The following is a 23621-nucleotide window of genomic DNA, read 5'->3' on the forward strand; positions in this document are numbered from 1 at the left end:
AAGGAGATTCAAATGAAAATTATTGTTGCTAATCCAAATAGTAATACAGAATTAACAAAAGTTTTAATGAAATCAGCAGAAAAAGGATTTAATGATTCATCTACAGAATTGATCCCATATACCAATCCTAAAGGCTCTAAACATATAGATTGTACTTTTGGCGATTATCAATCTGTTTGGTCGTTTGTGCGAGGGTTACTTGATTTTACAGAAGAAGTGAACCCAGATGCGATTGTATTAGCTGGATTCGGGAATTTTGGTTTTTTTGCTTTAAAAGAGGCATTAGATATTCCAGTCATATCAATAGCAGAAGGATCTCAAGTTATTGCGACCATGTTAGGACATAAGTATTCAATTCTAACTGTTTTCAAACAAAATATACCTTATCAAGAAGATCTTACACATTTACTACGTTTAGAAGGAAAACTTGCCTCAGTACGAGGGATTGAAATGGATACGGAGAATGTGAACCAAAACAGTTCCGTAAAAGAATCGCTAAAAAACACAATCATCAAGATGATTGAAGAAGACGGTGCTGAGGCAATTGTATTAGGTGGTGCTAGATTTGCGATGTATGCGGATTCATTAAGTGAAGAAATAGGTGTTCCAGTTATAGACCCTGTTTCAGTATCCGTAAAATTAGCTAAATTATTTGTAGAGTGTCATCTATCACAGAGTAAGATTGGGAAATTTAATTATCCACCACAAAAAATAAGCGACTATTTTGTTGACTGAAAAGGAGTACGAGCAGAATGATTTTAAATAAAGTGAAGAACTCTAGTTTATCTATGAGGATTGTCGTAGGATCTATTATAGGGTTGATCATAGGTTTTGTGCTAGGAGAAAATGCTGAAAGTTTAAAGTTTTTAGGTGATATCTTTTTAAGATCAGTAAAGATGTGCGTCCCCTTATTAATTTTTTGTTCTATTGTTGAAGCAACGGCCTCTTTACCGTTAAAAGAATTAAAAACTGTTGGACTGAAAACATTGGGGGTATTTTTTGTTAGTACGTCTTTGGCGGCAGTTTTGTCAATTATTGCAGTAAAAATCATTCCAATCAATTTAACGTTGACTGCTCCTGGATCAGATGCATATAAAGGAACGGTTGCGGGTGGTAATATACAAGAAACTATTGTAAATTTTATTCCAGATAACGCAGTTGGGGCACTTGCAGAAGGAGTTATTGTCCAAATCATTGTTTTTGCAGCATTGTTTGGTATTTCTGTAAATATTATGAAGGATAGTTTTGAAAGTGTAAACGCACTCTATGAGTTAATATTAGGTTTAAGAAAAGTAATAATGAAAATCGTCTCTATTGTGATGGTCTATGCACCAATTGGGATTTCAGCGATGCTTGCTGGTGTTATTGGCACAAGTGGAGTAGATGCATTGAAATCACTTGTTCAGGTCATTGTAATCGTGAGTATACTCGATATTATTTTCTTTGTGCTCTATACACTTTATGTAGCTATCAGATATCGATTAAGCATTGTTACGCTTCTTAAAAATAGTCTAAATATTATGGTTATAGCTGTAACGACTACTTCCTCAGCGATAACTTTACCAGTATCTCTAGAGGATGTGCCTAAAAAGATGGGCGTTAAAGAACGAATATCTGATTTTGTTTTACCTTTAGGAAATGCATTAAATACAAATGGCTCGCCAATTTCAAATATTGTTTCGGCTGTGGCTTGTGCATCTGTATTTGACATCCAATTTACATTACAAAATCTTATTTTATTAGGCGTATTCTCAGTTGTTGCATCTTTTGGGAATCCAGGTGTTCCAGGTGGCGGAATTGTATCTATGGCGATTGTTTTTCAAATGATTGGTATTCCAGTTGAAGGAGTAGCTATTTTTGCAGGTTTGGATTATTTTTATTCTTTAACACGAGCACCATTGAACGTAATGGGGAATGTTTACTCATCAATTATTGTTGGAATTAAAACAGGTGAATTTGATAGAAACGTATTCGAATCCAGTACTAACTAAAATGAGTCATTACGAGTATATAGTTTGTAGAAAATTAGGACAAAAGCATTCAACCGCTAAAAGTGGTTGCTTTTGTTCTTTTTTATTGGAAAAACTGAGTATAGAGTTGATTCACTTAGGAAAGGAAACGTATTTTTTAAAAGGTCAAGATACTAAAATTTTCTTAAAACGGATCATACTTAGGGACTAACTAAAAGTATTGTTGTATAGTAATGAACAAGTAAATCTTTAGGAGGTTACTATGAAACAGACAAAGACAACACTCGCTGTAGCAATGACAGTTCTTTTGGTTTCTACAGGTTTATCAAATGGAAAAACAGCATTTGCTACACAAAGTAGCACGGTTGAAAGTACTTCAGTAAATGCTAGTAATACAGAAACAACTCAAAGTTCTGAGGAGAATCTACAAATAAACGCTGTCGCTTTAGGCAATGCACTGACCCAAGAGCAAAAGGACTTTACTTTAAAAGAATTAGGTATCAAAGGTGAAACACCACAATATACAACAACAGGACAAGATTTGATGAGTTTTATCCCTGATGGTGGCTTCACACCAGAATGGGCTGTTTATAGTTCAGTTCGAATGGAAACACAGAAAAAAGGTGCAGGAATCTCTGTAGATATTGCTACACCTAAAAATATTACGAAAATCACAGAAGCCCAGTACCAAAATGCGGCGTTAACAGCTGGGATTACAGATGCGAAGTTGACTGTTGCATCAGCTGTTCCGATCGATGGTTCAGGAGCGTTAGCAGGTGTCTATAAAATCGTTGAAGAATCTGGCGGCATTATCAATCGAGACCGTGTAGGTGTCGCTCAAGACGAAATGGATGTACTATCTAAGATCACAGAAGAGAATAAAGATAAAGATGGTTATACTGACGAAGCCTTAAATGCAGCGCAAGAGCAAGCGAAAAAAGAATTGGCTGCCAAAACTGCTGATGGCAAAAATTTGACCCAAGCAGATATTCAAAAAACTGTTGAAGGTGCATTACAAAGTCAAGGAATCAAAGATGTGATGTCATCAGATCAAGTGAAAGAATTGACGACTTTGATGAGCGATATGAAAGATAAAAATATCTTTGAGGACTTTGTTGGACAACTCGATTTGTCTAAAACAAAAGAACAAATCGAGGAAAAATCTAAGGGTCTTTGGGAAAATATCAAAGGATTCTTTAGCGGAATTTGGGATTCTATTACTGGTAAATAAGCTAGTCTAGGATAAGTTTACTTATATGCAAATAATAAAGTGGGTTTAGCTAAAAATAGTTACATATTTTAGCTAAATCCTCTTTTTTTTATGTATTTTTCCTGTAAACTTAATGTATATCTAAAATAAATAGGAAAAAAGGGGTAGCTACGAGTGAAAGTGAAAAAAGGAATGTTGTTAGGTGGATTTATGTGTATTGTGTTAGGTATAGTATTGTACTTTACTGTGAAACCAGAAGCAAAAGTAGAGACAAAAGCACTGAACGATTATGAATATTGTATGGTTTATTATGAGAAAATTCGGTTATTAAACAAAATTGTACCAGATCTTGAAAAGGAATTTACGGCCGAATTTGGAGAACCCAATTTAGATTCACGAAAGTTATTAGTCAAACCCTCTGATGTCAAAACGCTACGGTGGGAGATAACTCGCGGGAAAAAGAAGCTAGCTCAGTTATCTTTTGAGTATACAAAAAGAAAAATTACATCTAAGTATATTATTTTCAATGATCCCACAGTTTATGCAGAAGAGTCGATCATTGAACGGACAAATAAAATGACGCTTGATGAGAAGGTTTCAGAAAAAGTATTAGAAAATATAGGGATTCCTTCATTTATCAACACCTCAAAAAAATCCTTATTCGATGACGAAACAACAGAATATGAGTACAAGGTTGATAAAAACAGTAATCGACATTTATACTTTTATTTAGAGGATGGAAAGTTATTCGTTGAACCTCAGATCGGTGAGTGAAAATTTGGACACGAGATAAAGGAGAAATGAAGATGGGCAAGCAGATGAAATTTGTTTTAGAAGCTGATTTTAATTATTCGAAATATAGTATTGTGAAGAAAGCAGCGATTGTTTTGTTTGTAGTGTGTTGGGCCATATTGATTTTTTCCATAGGAATTAAAACAGCGTATTTCTTTCTAAACACCGGGTATGAGGCAGTTGCTTTTTCTATAAGCTTTTTGATAAGTTGGGTTATTTTTGATTATTTATTGAGAAAACTATACAAAAAACTATTTTCTAAACGAGTCAAAATTTTTCAAGGGCATAATGATTTAACCATTTGGATAAATGGAAAAGAAATACAGATCAAAAAAGAGCAAATAAAAAAAGTCAAAGCGAAGGCAGTGACAAATAAATTACGTCGTGGCGGTAAAGTTGAAAATACTAAGCTGATTATTTACACTACAATTGGGAAATTTCATTTTACGAACGATCAAGCGATTTATGCAGTCAAAAAACTTATGAAGCTTGCACCAGCTAAAAAACAATAGGTTAAAGTTGTTAGAGCAATTTTAGTTATTGGAATCGAAGCCTCGTATTCTCTTTAGTTGATTATAAATTGAGTGTGTCATTGAAATAGGATAAGAAAGAGAATTGAAGTGTTTCTTTAAAATAGTCGTTCTAATTACGAATGACCAAGCAATTTATTCAGTAGATAAAGTATTAAAAGCGGCGCCTTCAATCAAAAGAAAATGAGCAGACAATAGAATTAAGCTTCAAGGGTAAATTCATCAACGAATGATGCTACTCTTGAAGCGTAGTTTATTTTTATCCAATGATTATTCTAACGATTTGATATGCTGCTTCATTTTTTTAATCGCCCATTCATAATGACTAGACGTTGCGGAAACACAATAGCTTCCCAGTGTAGAGGTTCCAGTCCAAGAGAGTGTATTTTTAGCGAATAACTCTTCATTTGTAAAAGCTTCAATCATGTTTAAAACGTCAGCATGGCTATTGTTAAGAAGTTGCTTTGCTTCGTCTAAAGAGGTATTTTGGTGTTTTTCGATAAATTCTTCATTCAGTTTTCCATAAGTTCGCCAATTATATGGAGCAGGTAGAAAGGGCTGGGCTTCTCCTTTTTGATTCGATGTTACCCAGTTTAAGAGTAACTGATGCCATTCATATAAATGGATCAAGACATCTCGTAAATTTTGATCTCGTTGCCAGTGGGCTTCTGTTCTTTTTTGTAAAAATGCTTCACTAAAAGCAAATGGTGCATTCTGTTTTTGATCATCCATCGAATCAATCAGTTGCCATAACTTTGAAAACTGCTCGTCTGCGGTTGTGATCAAATCTATTTTTGTTGTAGGTCTAGGCATAGTGTTCACGCTCCTTCATAGTGGTAACTTTATAATAGCACAGTTAAGGTGACAACTATCTGTCACCTTATGGCTCCATATAATTCTTTTTCATTTCTTCAATATAAGTGAGTAACGTTTTTTCCACATGTGGCGGTGAGATAACTTTTACTGAAGCGCCTAGAGATAGGAGAAAGGAATACAACCATTCATCTTCTGGTAATTGTGTATCTACAAGAAGGGAACCATCTTCATTTTTTTGACTATTATGGATATCAAACTCATCGTATGCTCTATAAGCACGCTCTTTTGAGATTAAAAGAGTTAAGTCTAATAGAGCTGGACTGTCTGTTCCTTCAATCGCTGGGACTGTAAAATCTTTCTTAGAAAAAATGTCAGTATCTATAGCCAAGTCGGTCATTCGATTGAGTTTATAGGTTCTATACGCTTGATTAGAGGGGCAATATGCTTGAAGATACCAGGCTTTCGATTTGAAAAGTAATTTTAGTGGATAAACTGTTTTCAAGCTTGTTGCTCCATAAGAATTTGCATAAGTAAAAGAAATGACTTTTTCGGTAAGAATAGCTGTTTTCAACTGTTCAAATCTTTTATTGTCTGGATCAGTTTTACCCCAACGAGAAAAATCCACTTCAATCCAGCTTGTGTCTGTTTTACTAAATAGAGCTTGCAGTTTAGATAAAATAGGCTCAGAATGTAAGTGATGTGTGGCAGCTAAGCTTTGAAGGGCAAAGAGAATTTGGTCTTGTTCATCTGCTGAAATAATGGTTTTGTCTAATACATAGTTCTCAAGTAGTGAAATGCCGCCGCCTTTTCCTTTAGAGGTGTAGATTGGGATTCCTGCGATAGATAAGGCTTCTATATCACGGAGAATCGTTCTTTTTGAGACTTCGAAATGGTTCGCTAATTCGTTTGCGGTAAGCTTTTTTCTTTCGAGTAGCAGATAGACGATTTCGAACATTCTGTTTAGTTTCATGATAGATCACCTTCTTGTTTTAGACTATTTAAGGTTATTATATCATGAAGGGAAACGTTTTTTTGAAGTCAGGAAACTTGGAAGAGTGTAGTTTTAATAGACAGCTATTTTTTAGTGTTATACGAAATAAGGACAAGGAGGAATAAAATATGACTGATAAAATAAGCAAATCTAAAAATCTGAGAAAACTGGACAATACAAATAGTAAGTCATTACCTAATGAAGTTATCCAAATGCTATCTCTAAAAGAATTTTCTGATGATATCGATTTTTTTATGAATAAGTATGATCACGTTTTTAGAGGTTTGATTGAGAAATAATAGGTAGCAGAAACAGTAATTATAATTGGAGGCTGACTCATATAGTCCTTTTTATTATTATAGATTTGGTGATTTTGTACTTTTATCTTGAATTTTTTCTTTTTTTGCAGGACGAATACGCGATTCTAGAAATTTTAAAGTTAGTTTCAAGCAACATTCAACAATTGAGAAAAAGAAAAAACGATAGAGATGGCCGCCTCTATCGTTGGGGTGACTAACAGACTGTAGCAAGTTTCTTTACCTATTTAAAAAAATTTCCAAAAGTGTCTAGAAATTCTTACAAAAATTAGGTACAATAAAGAAGCTAGTGCTACGGTACTAGTAATCAGGCAACTTGGATAGATAGGTTATGCTTTCTATTCAGGGCTTCATTTACTGGGTGGTACCGGTGAATGAAGTGCCTATTTTGTTTTGAATCACTGCGCTGTTGCTTAGGTCCCATCAATTTCTAAGAGCTAAAACTCTAAGAATTGAAGGACTGCGATTGGCAATAAGACAGAGCAGGTGATGAAAGTACAAGGTGAATAAAATGAATGTTGTCACCGTATTATCATTTCTTTTTCTCAAATTTTATAGGATAGAAACAAAAAAACGATTACAGATTCCCTGCAATCGTGGCAATAGGCAAGTCAAAGATCTCTATCTTTACTCAGTTATACTTGGAAGGAGAAGGGTTAAAGTCTTCTGGTAGACAACTGAATGCAAAAATAAGAACATGACGTACACTATTGGCGATTTGCTTAAGCAGGTTATGCTGTTTAATCAAAACTTCTCTAGTTTGGTTGGTAGCCAGGTCAGGAAGTGCCGTTGATTTATTTTTATCGTTAGGAGGGACAACCTCTACTCCACTCATTTCTGGCTAAGTGAAAGTTTGCTGTTCTCCTTGTTAATTATTTCTATCCTATGGCTATTAGTATACCGAAATAAATAGCAGTTCGCAATAAAAAATCTGACATTCTTCGATTAAATAATACTATAAAACCTCTCCCTTATATATAAGGTAAAATAACAAAAAATTTTTTCTAAATCTTCTCATTCGCTTCTCTTATTAATATTATTTCTCGTTATTTGTATTAAATTATGTATTAGTGAGTAAATGAGCACTGACGTCGTTTTTTATATATTGTGAAATGTGTCAAGTTACTACGATGACAGGAGAAACGCTTGATTTGTGAAATACATATAATCGAAGAGGAGATTTTAAAAAGAGTTACTCGTTTTGAAGAAGCCAAACGGAATCTTTACAAGCAAATAGAGACCGCTAAACCGCTATGACCTGATCAAATTTAAAAACACAAAAAATTCTTTAACAGTTCATTTTTCTGATAAAATAATAGAGAAGTATTAATAAAAAAAGGAGAAAAATGATGTTGAAAAGGAAAAATAAACTAAGGGATTATCTAATTTTCTATCTATACAAGCTAGTAATTTTACTATTTACATTGTTAATAAGCTGGCTGCTAATCAGTAAAATTGAATTTCTAAATGATTCGTGGCAAGTAGTGACCACTCATTTTACGGAATGGTCTTACTACGAAGATAAGTTTGAGCTTGCTATTGTGACTTTAATTGTGGTTTCCTTGGCTGCACTTGGCGTAACAGGGATGTTTTTCATTTATTGGGGGATTGAGTATGTACTTAGATTCATATTAGTACGAACAAGGCTTTGTCATGTCCAAGAGCAGGAATTAGAAGCTCGAATTAGTGACAAAGTGGTTGCTTCATATCGTCCTCCTGGTGGAGGCCCTAACGTGATTGTTGAAGAGTGTAATCTAAATCTAGAAATTGATGGGGATAAAAAAATGCATAAACTGACTGTACCATACGATCTTTTTGAGATTTTAGAAAAGGGCCAGATGATCCAAGTCATTGAATCTAAATACAGCATTTTTGGCAGTTGCTTTGACAAAACGATGACTTTAAAGGCTGAACAAGAATTAGATAGTTTATAAGATTAATCGTGAGAAAGTCTATAAAAGTTCGCTAACGTAAAAAATTTTTCACCTATCCATTTGACACCCACCGTCTCATCTGCTATTATGATTAAAAATAAATAAAAAAACACGTAGAAAAAGAAAGTAAAATTCTGTGGAATTTCTAAAAGAGAGCCTTGGTAGCTGAAAAGAGGCGGAAGAAAACGAATTTGAAAATGGCTTTTGAGTGGGCATTTCGAAAAATTATTTTAGAGATGCACGGTTATTCCCGTTAGCAAGAATCCTAATATCAAGCGGTAGTGGCGTATTAGAGTAGAGGCAGAAATCGCAAGATTTTTGTAAATTAAGGTGGTACCATGTATGTTTATTACATCCTTAGAAGAGTCTTTGACTTTTCTAGGGATTTTTTTGTTTTCTATTTAAAAAATGAGGGGGAAATTAATTATGTGTCAAAATTCAGTACATCATTATGAAATCGTCGGCAGTTTTTTACGTCCGGAAGCGCTGAAAGAAGCGCGGGAAGAGTTTGCAGCTGGTACGATTTCTGGAGATGAATTAAAAGCAGTTGAGGATCAAGCCATTCGGGATTTAGTTGCTAAACAAAAAGAAATTGGCTTAAACGTTATCAGTGATGGGGAGTTTCGCCGTAGTTACTGGCATCTTGATTTTTTCTGGGGCTTCAATGGAATTGAGCATAATGTAATGGATCAAGGCTATTTATTTCACGGAGAAGAAACAAGAGCGGATTCAGCACGTTTAACAGGAAAAATAAGCTTTAATCCAGAACATCCGGTCTTTGAAGAGTACACATTTTTAACGGAAATTGCAGACGGAACGCCTGTTCGCCAAAGTATTCCTGCACCTGCCCAGTTATTAGCGGAGTTGGTTCGCAGTTCTAATGAAGACAAGGTTAATGAATTTTATCCTGATCGGGAATTATTATATCAAGATATTGCGAAGGCGTATCGGGAAACAATTTTAGCCTTATATGATTTAGGTTGTCGGGATATTAAATTGGATGATTGCACGTGGGGGATGTTAGTGGATAAGAACTTTTGGACCACGATGACTAATGGCGAATATGATACCAAGGCATTACAAGCGTTATATTTACGTTTAAATAATGATGCAATCGTTGATCTACCTGAAGATTTACATGTAACGACGCATGTCTGTCGTGGCAATTATCATTCAACGTGGGCCACTTCTGGCGGCTATGAGCCTGTTGCTGATACGTTGTTAGGCAATCAAAATGTCGAAGCCTTTTTCTTGGAGTTTGATGATGAGCGTTCAGGTGATTTTGAGCCGTTACGTTTTGTTCCAGAAGATAAACAAGTGGTTTTGGGCTTAGTTACAAGTAAGGACGGCACGTTAGAAGAGAAGGAAACATTAGTGAAGCGAATTAAAGAAGCAAGTAAGTTTGTCCCATTAGATCGCTTGAGTTTGAGTCCTCAATGTGGTTTTGCTTCGACAGAAGAAGGCAATGTTTTGACCGAGGAAGACCAGTGGAAAAAGTTGGCGTTAGTTATTGATGTAGCAAATGAGGTTTGGGGTTCAACAAAATAATTAGTTGGAAGGATGTGTGTAATCATGGCAGAAGTCGAAAGTTTTACATTAGATCATAATCAAGTGATTGCGCCGTACGTTCGAGTAATTACAACAGAAGTTGGGAAAAAAGGGGACGAAATCACGAATTATGACTTGCGTTTTGCCCAACCGAATCAGGCAGAAATTCCAACAGCTGCGCTTCATACGTTAGAACATTTATTAGCTGATTTATTGCGGGATCGTTTGGACGATATTATTGATATTTCGCCATTTGGTTGTCGAACAGGCTTTCATTTGATTGTTTGGGGGAATTATCCAGCCCAAGAGGTTGCTCAAGCTCTGAAAGAAACATTGGTTCAGATCGTAGAAGAAATTCAATGGACTGATGTTCAGGGAACAGATGCAAAAAGCTGTGGGAATTATAAAGATCACTCTCTTTTTTCCGCAAAAGAATGGGCGAAAGTAGTGTTAAATCAAGGAATCAGTACCTCTGCTTTTGAGCGAGAAATAATCTAGGGCGAATCATAGTAATATTTGAAGGAGGCTGTTATGAAAAAGTGGATTGGATTTGGCATTTTAGGGGCTTTATTTTTAGTGACGGGTTGTAACAGTCAAAATAAAGCGGAGGCAAATGAAGAACAGCATAAAGCGACCAAAATCGTTTTAGGTTCAGTTGACAGTGATGCCGATATTTGGCGCTTTATTGCAGACTCAGAGTTAGCTAAGGAAGCGGGATTAGCCATAGAGGTCAAAGAGATCAATGGCGGTCCTCAGCTAAATAATGCAACGGTTGAAGAACAGGTCGATGTGAATGCTTTTCAATCATTGGGGTATTTAAGTAGTTTCAATCAAGATAGCGACCAAAAATTAGTACCAATTGCAACAACCTATATGGAGCCGATGGGGCTTTATTCAGATAAATACAAATCAGTCGGGGAGATTAAAGAGGGAGCTGTCGTTGCAATCGCTGATAATCCAGCAAATACGGCGCGTGGCTTAAGATTGATGGAAACTGCTGGTTTGATCAAACTAGCCAAGAATTTTGACAACGGAACAGGAACGCCGTCTGATATTATTGAAAATCCTAAAAACTTAGAGTTTAAAATGATCGATGATACGACGGGACCAAGAGTATTGCAAGATGTTGACCTAGCTTTGATCAGTAATACAATTGCGTTTGAAGGTGGTTTAAATGTTTTGAAAGATGCTTTGTTTAAAGAAGAAATCGATGAACATACGCAGCAAAGCATCAATGTTTTAGTCACAACAGCAGACCGCCAACAGGATCAAGCGTTAAAAAAACTAGCAGATCTATATCATAGTCAAGCAGTCAAAGACTATATCCAAGAACATTTTGGTGGGACAAAAGTCGATGTGCAAGAAGATGTTGGCAAGCTGTGGGAGGCAGATAAATGAAAATCGTCATAGCAGCAGCAATGCAAGAAGAGTTAGAACCATTTCGTGGTTCTTATCAATTGCACTCTATTTTAAAACGAGGGAAAACTGTGATCGAGAAAGTATTAGATCAGCCAGACTATTCCTTATTTTTAGTGGAAACCGGGATCGGTAAAGCCAATGCAGCAGCTTCAGCTAGTTTAGTTTGTGAAACAGTTCGACCAGATGTGATCATTAATACAGGTTCTGCGGGTGGCTTTTTAGGTGAGGTTGAAATTGGTGATGTTATTTATGGCACAAGGCTCACTTATAGTGATGTGGATGCGACTAGTTTTGATTACGCATTTGGGCAAGTGCCACAAATGCCAAAAGACTACCAGTTAAGTCAAAAATGGTTAGAAATTGTTGATTCTTTGGAAAAAACTAGAGATTATGGTTTGCATAATGGATTGATCGTCACTTCCGATTCCTTTATGAGTGAGTCGGAGTTTGTAACACAGGTGAAAGAGCGTTTTCCAGAAGCGAAAGCCTCTGATATGGAAAGCACAGCAATCGCACAAGTTGCGAGTTTTTATGCTATTCCTGTAATAAATATTCGCGGTATTTCCGACATTGCAGGGATTGAAGCTGCTGAGTCTTTTGATACACATTTAGATACAGCTGCACTTCATGCATTTCAAGAAACGAAACGCTTAATTCGTGTATTGGTAGAAGATAATTAGTAGATGGTAAAGATGTTTGAGCTTTTAATAGCTGAACATCTTTATTTGTCTCGGCCTTATTTGCTTTTAAATGTCAACATGTTACTATCTTGAAATATAGAAAGCACATCTAAAGAGCATAGAAACCAATGAACAGAACTTAAAAGTGGTTAAAATTAAAAAGAGACGCTTCAAATAGTCTATAAAATGGCTTTATTTTCCATCTTCTCACCTAAAATGTTTACATTTATCCAGTGATAGTGTACTATTTAAAGGTATGCATAACATAAATTCATGTATAAAATTAAGTTATTCGGAGGGAAACAAATGTCTGCGAAATTTGAAAAAAAAGGCACCAATGATGGTGTGTTAACTTTTTCAGTTGATCAAACTCTAATTGAAAAAGGCTTGAAACAAGCATTCGATAAAGTTAAAAAAAATCTTAACGTACCAGGATTCCGTAAAGGAAAAGTGTCACGTCAAGTATTCAACCGTATGTACGGCGAAGAAGCATTATATGAAGATGCTTTGAACGCAGTGTTACCAGAAGTCTACGAAGCAGCTGTTAAAGAAGCTGGAATCGATCCTGTATCACAACCTAAAATTGATGTTGAAAGCATGAATAAAGGGGAAGATTGGGTCGTAACTGCTGAAGTGACTGTAAAACCTGAAGTTAAATTAGGCGAATACAAAAACTTAACAGTTGAAAAACAAGACCGTGAAGTTACAGACGAAGACGTAGATGCACGCATCCAAAATGAATTAGAAGCCCAAGCTGAACTAGTCATCAAAGAAGACGAAGCAGCTGTTGATGGCGATACTGTTGTTATTGACTTTGAAGGTTTCAAAGACGGAGAAGCTTTTGAAGGCGGAAAAGGTGAAAACTATTCTCTTGAATTAGGTTCTAACTCTTTCATCCCAGGCTTTGAAGAACAATTAGTTGGCAAAAAAGCTGGCGAAGAAGTTGAAGTAAAAGTAACATTCCCAGAAGATTACCAAGCAGAAGATCTAGCTGGTAAAGAAGCTGTTTTCCAAGTGAAAGTTCATGAAGTAAAAGCAAAAGAATTACCAACTTTAGATGATGAATTCGCAAAAGACGTTGATGACTCAGTAGAATCATTAGACGAATTAAAAGAAAAATACCGTAAAGAATTAACAGAATCTAAAGAAGCGGCTGCAACAGAAGCAAAAGACGAAGCTGCAATCCGTCAAGCTGTTGATAATGCAGAAATCGTTGACCTTCCACATGTAATGGTACATGACGAAGTTCACCGTTCAATGGATGAATTCCTAAACAACATGCAACGTCAAGGAATCGCTCCAGATATGTACTATCAATTAACTGGAACAACAGAAGCTGACTTGCACAAACAATTTGAAGCAGAAGCAGAAGTTCGTACGAAAACAAACCTTGTAATCGAAGCGATCGCTAAAGCAGAAGATATTGAAGTATCTCAAGAAGATATGGATAACGAAATCAAAGATTTATCAGAACAATACAACATGCCGATCGATCAAGTGAAAAAAGTCTTAACAGAAGACATGTTAAAACATGATATTCGCATGAAACGTGCAGTAGAAGTAATCACTGAAACTGCAACTGAAAAATAAATGTACAATAAAAGACATTCCTGAATGATCGGGAATGTCTTTTTTTAAGTTAAAGAATGAAACGATTATGTTAAAATCAAGTAGTGCTCAATGTTTTATCTAGCCATAGGATTAACGCTTGATAAGCTTGCAGTCCTTCGTTTTTAGTAATGTCTCCATCAAAATCATGAGGAAGAGCTTCAATTTCTTCATAAGTGGCATTAGGGATTTTGCTGCTAGCAATACGTGATAGTTCAACTGGGACATCTTGGTCCGCTGAACTATGAGCCAAAAATACCGGTGGAAGTTCAGCAAGCTCAGTATCAGTTAAACTGAATGTTTCTTTTTCACTAGGTGAGCTGACGAGATAACTTAACCAGTTACCAAATTGCCGACCAGATAAATAAAGTGAAAAACGTTCATTAATTGAAACTGCTGCGATTGGGTTAGGATAGATCAACTCTTGGGCAGCCAAAGGGGCTATTTTAGGAAATTGATTGTAATAACTGCTAGGCTGACTAAATGAAGGATTCATCAGATCATAATAGCCATAAAAACTAATCAGTCCTTTTTGTTCTGGGAAAGGATAACGAGCAGATAATAGATAGGACAGAAAACCACCAGCCGAACGTCCAAACAAGAAATAATCCGAATGTTCTAGACCTAGTGTCGTTTGATAATGCTTCAAGAACCAATCAATTGCTTCTTTTAAATAACTAACAATAGTTGGCAGTTTGACTTCAGGTGCTAATGGATAATCAATGGTCAATACGCTGTAACCATTTTCTGTTAAAAGCTGACAATAAACTTCTGGTAAATCATCTCGTTGTCCATAAAGCAAGCCACCACCGTGGAAGTAAAGTAATGTAGCTTTTGTTTGACAATTGTTTTGAGCTGAGTAATAGGTCATAAATAATTTCAAATTATCGAATTGACTATAACAAAGTTCTTGTTTTAACATAATGATCCTCCTCATTTAAAAATTGGTCAGGTTTGTTTTGCAGCAATAGGTATTTTTTCTTAAGGGCATTTTATCATTTTTTCAAAGAATTAACCTGTAAATTTTAAAAATTTCACGAACTTATTTCTATTTTAACCCAAATAGCTCTAGTCTTTATGTTTAAAGCGCACAAAGATAGGAGCTGATTTGTGAAATGTGGATAGTGTATGAAAACTGGCAACCGCTTACAATGGTTATGATAATAAAAGAGGGAGATGTATCAAATGGATTTAAAAAAAGTTTTACAAGAAAATATCGATCACTTATCTAGTATTGGCAACGACCCAACAGGCGGAATGACCCGTTTATTGTATTCTGATTCCTGGTTGGAAGCACAAAAATCTGTGAAAGAAACATTGGAAGCTATCGGCATGACCGCTTCATTTGATGAGATCGGTAACCTCTTTGGTAGAGTAGAAGGTACAGAGCATCCAGAAGAAACCATTTTATCAGGTTCACATATTGATACCGTTGTGAACGGTGGTAACTTAGATGGTCAATTTGGGGTCATTGCAGCGTACGTTGCAATCCAATATTTATTAGAAACACATGGTAAACCGAAACGTTCTTTAGAAGTCATTTCAATGGCTGAAGAAGAAGGCAGTCGTTTCCCAACAGTATTCTGGGGTAGTAAAAACTTTGTCGGAGAAGCGAAAAAAGAAGACGTTATTGAAATCGCTGATTTTGAAGGGTTGAAATTTGTAGAAGAAATGCAACGTCACGGTTTTGACTTTAGAGATGAAAGCAAAGCAGCTAGAGATGATATCAAAGCTTTTGTAGAAATCCACATTGAACAAGGAACTGTCCTTGAAAAAGAACAATTACAAATCGGTGTTGTTAATAACATCGCGGGTCAAAGACGTTATACGATCGTTCTAAAAGGTGAAGCAAACCATGCTGGTACAACACCAATGGGGTATCGTAAAGATGCAGTGTATGCTTTTGCGAAGATCTGTTCACAAGCAATCGATCGTGCTTTAGAAGTGGGGGATCCGTTAGTATTGACCTTCGGTAAGGTTGAACCCAAACCAAATACAGTAAATGTGGTTCCAGGTGAAGTGTTATTTACAATGGATTGCCGCCATACAGACAGCGGTGAGCTACACGCCTTTACCCAAGAAATTGAACAATTGATGAAAGACATTGCAGCGCAACACGGTTTAGAAATCGACATTGACTTATGGATGGATGAAGCGCCAGTTCCAATGAATGAAGAAATCGTAACGGCAATCGAAACGGCAGCTAAAGCTGAAAATATGAAATACAAAGTAATGCATAGTGGAGCTGGACATGATTCTCAAATCATCGCGCCAAACTTTCCGACAGCAATGATTTTTGTACCAAGTATCAATGGTATCAGCCATAATCCAGCTGAAGCTACTGACATTGATGATTTAGTCAATGGTGTAAAAGTATTGGCTAGCACATTATATGAATTAGCTTATAAATAAGAGAAAGTAGGAGAAATAGAAATGGGTTATAAAAATAATCAAACGGGCTATCTTGATGGATTATTATCATCTAGAGCCGTTATCAAAAAAAATAATTATGCATTGATTCCACATGATGGGTTAGTAAATAATGTGATTCCTGGCTTTGAAAATTGTGATTGTTCGATTTTAGGGTCAAAACAATTAGGAGCCAATTTTGTTGATTATATCATTACAATGCACAAAGATGGCAACAATCAACGTGGCTTCGGTGGCGAAGGTGTTGAAACAATTGTTTATGTGATCGACGGTGTTTTAAATGTCAATGATGGTACTGAAACACACAAACTAACAAAAGGCGGCTATGCATATTTACCAGCCAGCACGTTAATGTATCTAGAAAATGGTCAAGATGCTGATACAGAAATTTTCTTATACAAAAAACGTTACCAACCATTAGAAGGTTATGAAGCACACAAAGTAGTCGGCAATGTAAATGACATGGAGCCAATCGAATACGAAGGCATGAAAGACGTTCTTTTATGGGATTTCTTACCGAAAGATCTAGGTTTTGATATGAACTTCCACATCCTTTCATTTGAACCAGGAGCAAGTCACGGCTATATCGAAACGCATTATCAAGAACATGGCGCCTATTTACTTTCTGGACAAGGCATGTATAACTTAGATAATGAGTGGATGCCAGTCGAAAAAGGAGATTATATCTTTATGAGTTCATACGTGCAACAAGCAGCTTACGCAGTAGGACGTGATGAACCTTTAATGTATGTTTATTCAAAAGATTGCAACCGTGATCCAGAAATTTAATTTGATGAAGAGGAAGTTTAAGAATGAATGAAACTGTTGTAGTGAAACCAGAAGAATTGCATGATTTGATTGAAAAAAAATTAATGACAGCTGGCTTAAAGCCAGAACATGCAGATGAAGTGGCGACACATTTGGTATTTGCAGATGCATGCGGTATCCACTCACATGGCGCCGTTAGGGTAGAATACTATGCAGAACAAATCGATAAAGGCGGCGTAACGCTTGATCCTAAGATTGAGTTTGAAGAAACTGGACCAAGTTCAGGAATCGTTCATGGAAAAAATGGTGCAGGGCAATTTGTTGCGGATGTGGGACTTGGCTATGCGATTGATATGGCAAAAAAATCTGGCGTTGCGGCTGTTGGGATTTCTAAAATCAGCCATAGCGGAGCACTGTCTTATTATGTAAAAAAAGCAGCGCAACAAGATTTGATAGCTATTGCAATGTGCCAATCTGATCCGATGGTTGTCCCATTTGGCGGCAAAGAAAATTACTTTGGGACAAACCCAATCGCCTTTGCAGCACCTAGGCAAGGTCATGATCCAGTTGTTTTCGATATGGCAACAACTGTTCAAGCATGGGGAAAAGTTTTAGATGCCCGTTCTAAAAATAAAGATATTCCAAACACCTGGGCAGTTGATAAAGACGGTAAACCAACAACTGATCCTCACAAAGTCAATGGCTTATTACCGATTGCTGGACCAAAGGGCTACGGTTTGATGATGATGGTAGATATTTTATCTGGTATGCTTTTAGGCTTACCATTTGGCAAACACGTTTCTTCAATGTATGACGATATAAGCAAAGGACGTAATGTGGGTCAAATGTATATTTTGATTGATCCAAAACGTTTCACTGATTTAGAGATGTTCAAAGAATCTGTGAACGGTATGGTAGAAGAGTTACATGAAATTCCCGCAGCTGATGGATTTGAACAAGTCTATTATCCAGGAGAAATCAATCAACTCAATTATGAAAAATCAATGACAGATGGTATCGACATCGTTAAGGATATCTACGACTATTTAAAGAGTGATACTCTTCATTTTGATCGATATGAAAATACAAATGCATTTGGTGAGAAAAAATAAAATTTGTTGAACTATGATGCTTCACGAAAATGTTGTTTGGTTTGTATAAGTATTAGCGAAGCGAAGAATTGTTGTCGTATGGTATCTAGCTACGCGGGCTAGCTTCTCGGAAAAAAGATAAAAATTGAATGAGGCCCAAAGCACCTCAGTCAATTTTTCCTATTTTTCTGTCGAAGCTGAACGAGCCCGCTTCGCTTTTGCTTTGAAACACAGTGAATGAAATGAACTGATGTTAAAAAGTACAAGGTGTAGCGAAGCGCAACGTTGTTACCGATAATAAAAGGAGGCGTTTTAAAATGAGAGTAAAAAAAGCGGATTTACATCAACTAATCAAAGATAAAATACAGAAAGCTGGTTTATCAGAGGAACATGCAGGAATCGTAAGTGATGTGTTAACCTTTGCAGATGCTAGAGGAATTCATTCCCACGGTGCAATGCGCGTGGAATATTATTCGGAAAGAATAGCAAAAGGCGGTATCACGAATGATCCTACTTTTTCTTTTAACCAAACAGCTCCTAGCTGTGGTATGTTTGAAGGCGATAACGGTTCTGGTTTTGTAGCAGCAGAAAAAGCAATGGATTTAGCGATTGAAATGGCCAAGAAAAATGGTGTCGCTGTTGTAGGAGTTCGTAACATCTCTCATAGCGGAGCGCTTGCCTATTATGTAGAAAGGGCCGCAGCACAAGATATGGTCGCCCTTTCTGTTTGCCAATCTGACCCAATGGTTGTGCCGTTTGGAGGAAGTGAACCTTACTTTGGCACAAATCCAATTGCCTTTGCAGCACCTAGCAATGATGACCGTGTCATAACGTTCGATATGGCCACAACTGTTCAAGCATGGGGGAAAATTTTACATGCTCGTTCTAAAAAAGAAGCTATACCAGATACATGGGCAGTAGATGCTAAAGGGAATCCGACAACAGATTCGACAGCTGTGAATGCTTTATTACCAATTGCGGGACCTAAAGGCTATGGTTTGATGATGATGGTAGATGTTTTATCTGGTATTCTACTGGGCGTGCCATTTGGCAAACACGTTTCTTCCATGTATCATGATTTATCGAAAGGTCGTGAACTAGGCCAGCTTCATATTGTGATCAATCCAGATTTCTTCATTGGTTTAGATGTATTTAAAAAGAATATTTCAACAATGTTAGATGAATTAAAAGAAATCAGCCCGAGTCCTGGTTTTACTGAGGTTAATTATCCAGGTGAACGAGGGCGCGCACGTGAAAAAAATTATGAAGAAAATGGAATTGAAATCGTAGATGATATTTACGAATATCTAGTCAGTGATGACATTCATTATGATCGTTATGATCACAAAAATAAGTTTGCGGAATAATCTTTTTGCAAAAAAAGATAGCAACCGAATGAGACAAAAAACGGCATAGTCGATTTTTCTTATTTTTCAGTCGAAACATAGTAAGTCCGTTACACTTTTAATCAAATGGAGGAATTTCAATGCTGCATACAATTATTAAAGCAAATAGCTATCAAGATTCAATCGTATTGATGCTATTAACCAACAAATTAAATACAATCGATGGTGTTCACAATGTTTCTGTTATGATGGGGACACCTGCAAATAAAGACATCTTTAAAACAGGTGGTTTATACACAGATGAGCTAGAAAAAGCTTCTTCAAATGACATGGTAATCGTGTTAGATATTGAAGATGATTCATTGATCGACCAAGTTTTAACTGAAATCGATGTATTTTTAGAAGAACAAACAAAAGGTGGCGGCGATGCCTCAGGTGAAGAAGTTGTTAAAACTTGGGACAAAGCTTTTGAGCTTGGGAAAGATGCAGGCGTGGTTGTCTTCTCTATTCCAGGAACACATGCAGCACTTGAAATTGAAAAAGCTTTGGATGAAGGCAAACATGTTTTTTGCTTCAGTGATAATGTTGCTATTGAAGATGAAAAACGTCTAAAAGAAAAAGCACATGATGCAGGTCTTTTATTAATGGGACCAGATTGCGGAACTGGGATTATCAATGGTATTCCTGTAGCCTTTACAAATGCTGTTCGTAAAGGGAAAATCGGTGTTGTTGGTGCTTCTGGAACAGGGATTCAAGAAGTAACAACGATCATCCACAAATTAGGTGGCGGTGTGACGAATGCAATCGGGACTGGCGGACGTGATTTAAAAGCTGAAATTGGCGGAATCACTTTAAAAGACAGTATTATGACATTAGAGAAAGACCCTAATACAGAAGTGGTTGTTGTGATCTCTAAACCACCTGCACCAGAAGTTCGTGATGAAGTCTTAAATCTTCTAAGAAGCATCTCAAAACCTGCTGTAACGATTTTTCTAGGCGAAAAACCAACATCTCATGAAGAAAATCTTTATCGTGCCTATACATTAGAAGAAGCCGCTCAAACAGCTGTTCAATTATTAAATAAAGAAACGGTTACAACTGTAAAAGAAACACTAACTGTTCCTGCTCATTCTTTCAAACCTGAACAAAAATATGTTAAAGGTTTATATTCTGGCGGAACGCTTGCTTATGAAGCGGCAATGTTGATCAAAGAAGGTTTAGCATTAACAGGTGACGAACATGCACCAGAAGGCTTTATCTTACAAAATCAAGGTCATGAAATCATTGACTTAGGTGACGATGTTTATACACAAGGAAAACCTCATCCAATGATCGATCCAACAAAACGCAAAGAAATGTTAGAAGAAGCGGGCCAAGATCCTGAAACGGCAATCATTCTTTTAGATGTTGTATTAGGTTATGGTTCTCATGCCAACATGGCGCAAGAACTAGCACCAACCATCAAAGAGATCAAAGCTCAAGCGGCATCTGATGGAAGAGAATTATTTATGATCGGTACGATTGTAGGGACAGACGAAGATCCCCAAAATATTCATGAACAAGAAACGATCATGAAAGAGGCTGGTGTGATCCTTTGCGATAGTAATGCACAAGCAGTGCGTTTAGCATTAGCTATTTTAGATCATCCCTTGACTCAAACAGATAAAGCAATTGAATCAGCACCGGCAGTGAATCCAGTTGCAATTGAACCAACAGAAGCGATGTTAGCTTTATTAACAAATCAAGGATTTATCAACGTTGGCCTACGTAGCTTCTCAGAAGCCATCATCAATCATGGTGGTAAAGTGGTTCAATATGATTGGCAACCAGTTGCAGGCGGAAACATTACACTGCAAAAAGCATTACAATTCTTAAATAAAGTAGCATTAGCAAAATAAATTATCCAGCTTACTGAGCTAGCTCCTCAGAAAAAAGATAAAAATAGATTGTGGTAAAAAGCACCACATTCTATTTTTCCTATTTTTCAGTCGGAGCTGATCAAGCTCATTCAGCTTTTAACGGAGGAAAATCAAAATGGCATATAAAACAATCGATGAGGCAAACCAAGCGGTAGCAGCAAAAATCGTTGCTGGTTCTCCTTTCTTATTAGATGTAGTCCCAGCAAATTCAGTGATCGAAGAATTGAATGAAGGAAAAGTCCTATTACATGCAGGTCCTCCAATTACTTACGATAAAATGGTCGATCCAATTCAAGGCGCTTGTGTAGGTGCAGTTTTATTTGAAGAATGGTGTGAAACAGAAGAAGAAGCCAGAAAATTGCTAGAATCTGGTGAAGTAAAATTAATTCCGTGTCATCACGTAAATGCGGTTGGACCAATGGGTGGTATCACTTCAGGAAACATGGCAGTCTTAGTTGTTGAAAATAAAACTGACGGTAACCGTGCTTTTTGTACAATGAACGAAGGAATCGGCGCGGTACTACGTTTTGGTGCATATTCTGACGAAGTAATCACTCGTTTAAGATGGATGAGAGATACTTTAGCTCCTGTTTTAAGTGCAGCATTGAAAACAAAAGAAGATGGCTTAAACATCAATGTATTAGTTGCCAAAGCAATTGCTATGGGAGATGAGTTCCATCAACGTAACATTGCGGCATCATTAGCATTCTTGAAAGAAATGGCCCCAATCATCGTTGGGTTGACTGAAATTGACCAAACGAAGCGTGAAGAAGTTGTTCAATTTTTAGCAGATACCGATCAATTCTTCTTAAACATCATGATGGCATCAGCGAAAGCTGTCATGGATGGTGCAAGACAAATTCAAGAAGGAACAATCGTAACGGCAATGTGTAGAAATGGATATGAGTTTGGTATTCGTATTGCTGGTATGGGGGATGAATGGTTTACAGGACCAGTCAATACACCTCAAGGCTTATATTTCTCTGGATTTAGTGAAGCAGATGCGGCTCCTGATATGGGAGACAGTGCTATCACTGAAACGTTTGGTGTTGGTGGTATGGCGATGATCGCAGCACCTGCTGTAACTCGTTTTGTAGGTTCAGGCGGATTCTACGATGCATTGAATACTAGTAATGAGATGACAGAAATTTGTATTGATACAAATCCAAATTTCCCAGTTCCAACATGGGACTTTAAAGGAATTTGTTTAGGAATCGATGCACGAAAAGTGGTAGAAACAGGAATTCTTCCCGTAATCAATACAGGGATCGCCAATAAAAAAGCAGGCTTAGGTCAAATCGGAGCAGGCACTGTAACGCCGCCAATCGACTGTTTTGAAAAAGCAGTTTTAGCCTATGCGAAAAAATTAGGTTTTACAGAATAAAAGGTGAAAACAATTGTTTATTAATGCTAGTTTTATAGATCAAGCGCTCTTGGTGACAGGTGACGCTGAACAAGAAAAATGGCAGGTTCACAGTAAATACAAAAATAGCTTCAATATACAAGACGAAAGGAAAAAACAGTTAGTGGTCATTACGACCACTGACTATCCTTTTATGCCAAATGGTATTTATATAGAAAAAACTGACTTTTTAGCGTTATTGGCAGCGATTGACATTGGAGAAGGAATAAGTTGGCGTCAAAATACACTTCAATTTTCCCGCAATCATTTATTCTTGATGCATGCTAAGCGCTATTCTTCTGTTATGCAAAAATCAGCAGATATGCGAATTGAAAGTCAAGAAAAGCTATTTTCATGTGTAGATAAATTAGAAGAAAAAACGGGCAGTCAAAATACTTTAGTTGCGTTTATAGCAGCAAAAGAGCCATTTAGCCAGGCTGTAAAACAGCTGTGTTCAAAAGCAGATTCACAACAAAAGTTAGGATTAGAATTTCTTTTGGGTAGAGGGATGGGCTTAACGCCTTCTGGCGATGATATGATTGTTGGCCACCTTGCTGCAAGATTTTTATTAGAACAAGAAAATGATAGTTTGAATAATCTATTACTTACTGAACTGTTGTCAGAACAGTCTTTAACAACAGATATCAGCAAGCACTATTTGTTATGCGCATTATCAGCTCGTTTTAGTGAACCTGTTCTTCATTTAGTTGGCTCGTTAACGATCGATAGCAGCGAAGAACAAATTGAAAAGAACGTTAAAGCAATTCTGTCAGTCGGACACACGTCTGGTGTTGATTTATTAGCAGGCTTAATCACTACAATCAAATTACTAAGCATTAATTGAAGGAGG

General features: G+C 36.7%; 22 protein-coding genes and 1 other annotated feature. Of the genes, 19 read left to right on the forward strand and 3 right to left on the reverse strand.

Translation table 11 applies throughout. The annotated features are described in order from the left end of the window. The first annotated feature begins 12 nt into the window (after positions 1-12). From IGJ50_RS04330 to IGJ50_RS04350, 5 genes are all read left to right on the forward strand, one after another. Positions 13-735 (forward strand): aspartate/glutamate racemase family protein, encoded by a 723-nt coding sequence (locus IGJ50_RS04330; protein WP_069641022.1) that lies wholly within the window; start codon positions 13-15, stop codon positions 733-735. 17 nt (positions 736-752) lie between these two features. Next, the gene (locus IGJ50_RS04335; RefSeq protein ID WP_069641023.1) at positions 753-1991 is read left to right on the forward strand and encodes a dicarboxylate/amino acid:cation symporter; all 1239 of its coding nucleotides are present in this window, start codon (positions 753-755) and stop codon (positions 1989-1991) included. 241 nt (positions 1992-2232) lie between these two features. Beyond that, entirely contained in the window at positions 2233-3201 is a 969-nt protein-coding gene (locus IGJ50_RS04340; protein WP_429949054.1) for a DUF1002 domain-containing protein, read from the forward strand. 153 nt (positions 3202-3354) lie between these two features. Then, a complete protein-coding gene (locus IGJ50_RS04345; protein ID WP_429949056.1) occupies positions 3355-3954 on the forward strand; it encodes a hypothetical protein in 600 nt (199 codons plus the stop codon). Positions 3955-3986: 32 nt separating this feature from the next. Continuing rightward, positions 3987-4484, forward strand: coding sequence for a hypothetical protein (locus IGJ50_RS04350; protein ID WP_429949057.1), 498 nt, complete (start codon positions 3987-3989; stop codon positions 4482-4484). Positions 4485-4772: 288 nt separating this feature from the next. On the opposite strand, the gene IGJ50_RS04355 is transcribed toward IGJ50_RS04350, so the two are convergent. Next, on the reverse strand, positions 4773-5315 hold the full coding sequence (locus IGJ50_RS04355; protein WP_069641027.1) for a ClbS/DfsB family four-helix bundle protein: 543 nt from the start codon (positions 5313-5315) through the stop codon (positions 4773-4775). Positions 5316-5382: 67 nt separating this feature from the next. Beyond that, on the reverse strand, positions 5383-6288 hold the full coding sequence (locus IGJ50_RS04360) for a helix-turn-helix transcriptional regulator (RefSeq protein WP_429949059.1): 906 nt from the start codon (positions 6286-6288) through the stop codon (positions 5383-5385). A 149-nt stretch (positions 6289-6437) separates the two neighbouring features. On the opposite strand from IGJ50_RS04360, the gene IGJ50_RS04365 reads away from it, so the two are divergent. The 7 genes from IGJ50_RS04365 (at position 6438) to tig (ending at position 13797) form a co-directional block, all read left to right on the forward strand. Continuing rightward, positions 6438-6608, forward strand: coding sequence for a hypothetical protein (locus tag IGJ50_RS04365; protein WP_429949061.1), 171 nt, complete (start codon positions 6438-6440; stop codon positions 6606-6608). A 1367-nt stretch (positions 6609-7975) separates the two neighbouring features. After that, a complete protein-coding gene (locus IGJ50_RS04370; protein WP_429949063.1) occupies positions 7976-8560 on the forward strand; it encodes a hypothetical protein in 585 nt (194 codons plus the stop codon). 105 nt (positions 8561-8665) lie between these two features. Next, positions 8666-8922: a binding site (T-box leader), on the forward strand. 64 nt (positions 8923-8986) lie between these two features. Continuing rightward, entirely contained in the window at positions 8987-10108 is a 1122-nt protein-coding gene (locus IGJ50_RS04375; protein ID WP_429949065.1) for a 5-methyltetrahydropteroyltriglutamate--homocysteine S-methyltransferase, read from the forward strand. A gap of 24 nt (positions 10109-10132) precedes the next feature. Continuing rightward, positions 10133-10606, forward strand: coding sequence for an S-ribosylhomocysteine lyase (locus tag IGJ50_RS04380; protein WP_429949067.1), 474 nt, complete (start codon positions 10133-10135; stop codon positions 10604-10606). Positions 10607-10639: 33 nt separating this feature from the next. Continuing rightward, positions 10640-11506, forward strand: coding sequence for a MetQ/NlpA family ABC transporter substrate-binding protein (locus IGJ50_RS04385; protein WP_069641033.1), 867 nt, complete (start codon positions 10640-10642; stop codon positions 11504-11506). Continuing rightward, positions 11503-12207: a 5'-methylthioadenosine/adenosylhomocysteine nucleosidase gene (locus IGJ50_RS04390; protein WP_207121565.1), complete on the forward strand. Its 705-nt coding sequence runs from the start codon at positions 11503-11505 to the stop codon at positions 12205-12207. Before IGJ50_RS04385 ends, IGJ50_RS04390 begins: the two co-directional genes overlap by 4 nt. Positions 12208-12513: 306 nt before the next feature. Beyond that, the gene (tig, locus tag IGJ50_RS04395) at positions 12514-13797 is read left to right on the forward strand and encodes a trigger factor (RefSeq protein ID WP_069641035.1); all 1284 of its coding nucleotides are present in this window, start codon (positions 12514-12516) and stop codon (positions 13795-13797) included. A 76-nt stretch (positions 13798-13873) separates the two neighbouring features. On the opposite strand, the gene IGJ50_RS04400 is transcribed toward tig, so the two are convergent. Then, the gene (locus IGJ50_RS04400) at positions 13874-14737 is read right to left on the reverse strand and encodes an alpha/beta hydrolase (RefSeq protein ID WP_429949070.1); all 864 of its coding nucleotides are present in this window, start codon (positions 14735-14737) and stop codon (positions 13874-13876) included. A gap of 263 nt (positions 14738-15000) precedes the next feature. Between IGJ50_RS04400 and allC the strand changes: the two genes are divergently transcribed. The 7 genes from allC (at position 15001) to IGJ50_RS04435 (ending at position 23615) form a co-directional block, all read left to right on the forward strand. Further along, complete coding sequence (allC, locus tag IGJ50_RS04405) at positions 15001-16227, forward strand: allantoate deiminase (protein ID WP_069641037.1); 1227 nt, start codon at positions 15001-15003, stop codon at positions 16225-16227. 21 nt (positions 16228-16248) lie between these two features. Then, complete coding sequence (gene allE, locus IGJ50_RS04410; protein WP_429949072.1) at positions 16249-17034, forward strand: (S)-ureidoglycine aminohydrolase; 786 nt, start codon at positions 16249-16251, stop codon at positions 17032-17034. Positions 17035-17057: 23 nt separating this feature from the next. Then, positions 17058-18125: an ureidoglycolate dehydrogenase gene (gene allD / locus IGJ50_RS04415; RefSeq protein WP_069641039.1), complete on the forward strand. Its 1068-nt coding sequence runs from the start codon at positions 17058-17060 to the stop codon at positions 18123-18125. Positions 18126-18421: 296 nt separating this feature from the next. Next, entirely contained in the window at positions 18422-19471 is a 1050-nt protein-coding gene (gene allD, locus IGJ50_RS04420) for an ureidoglycolate dehydrogenase (protein WP_069641040.1), read from the forward strand. Positions 19472-19590: 119 nt separating this feature from the next. Next, the gene (gene fdrA / locus IGJ50_RS04425; RefSeq protein ID WP_429949073.1) at positions 19591-21348 is read left to right on the forward strand and encodes an acyl-CoA synthetase FdrA; all 1758 of its coding nucleotides are present in this window, start codon (positions 19591-19593) and stop codon (positions 21346-21348) included. 136 nt (positions 21349-21484) lie between these two features. Then, a complete protein-coding gene (locus tag IGJ50_RS04430) occupies positions 21485-22753 on the forward strand; it encodes a DUF1116 domain-containing protein (protein WP_010765722.1) in 1269 nt (422 codons plus the stop codon). Between the two features lie 13 nt (positions 22754-22766). Beyond that, positions 22767-23615, forward strand: coding sequence for a DUF2877 domain-containing protein (locus IGJ50_RS04435; protein WP_429949075.1), 849 nt, complete (start codon positions 22767-22769; stop codon positions 23613-23615). Positions 23616-23621 lie beyond the last annotated feature (6 nt).

Origin of the sequence: Enterococcus sp. AZ101 (genome assembly GCF_050499005.1) — a bacterium.
In the GTDB taxonomy this organism is placed as follows: domain Bacteria; phylum Bacillota; class Bacilli; order Lactobacillales; family Enterococcaceae; genus Enterococcus_L; species Enterococcus_L ureilyticus.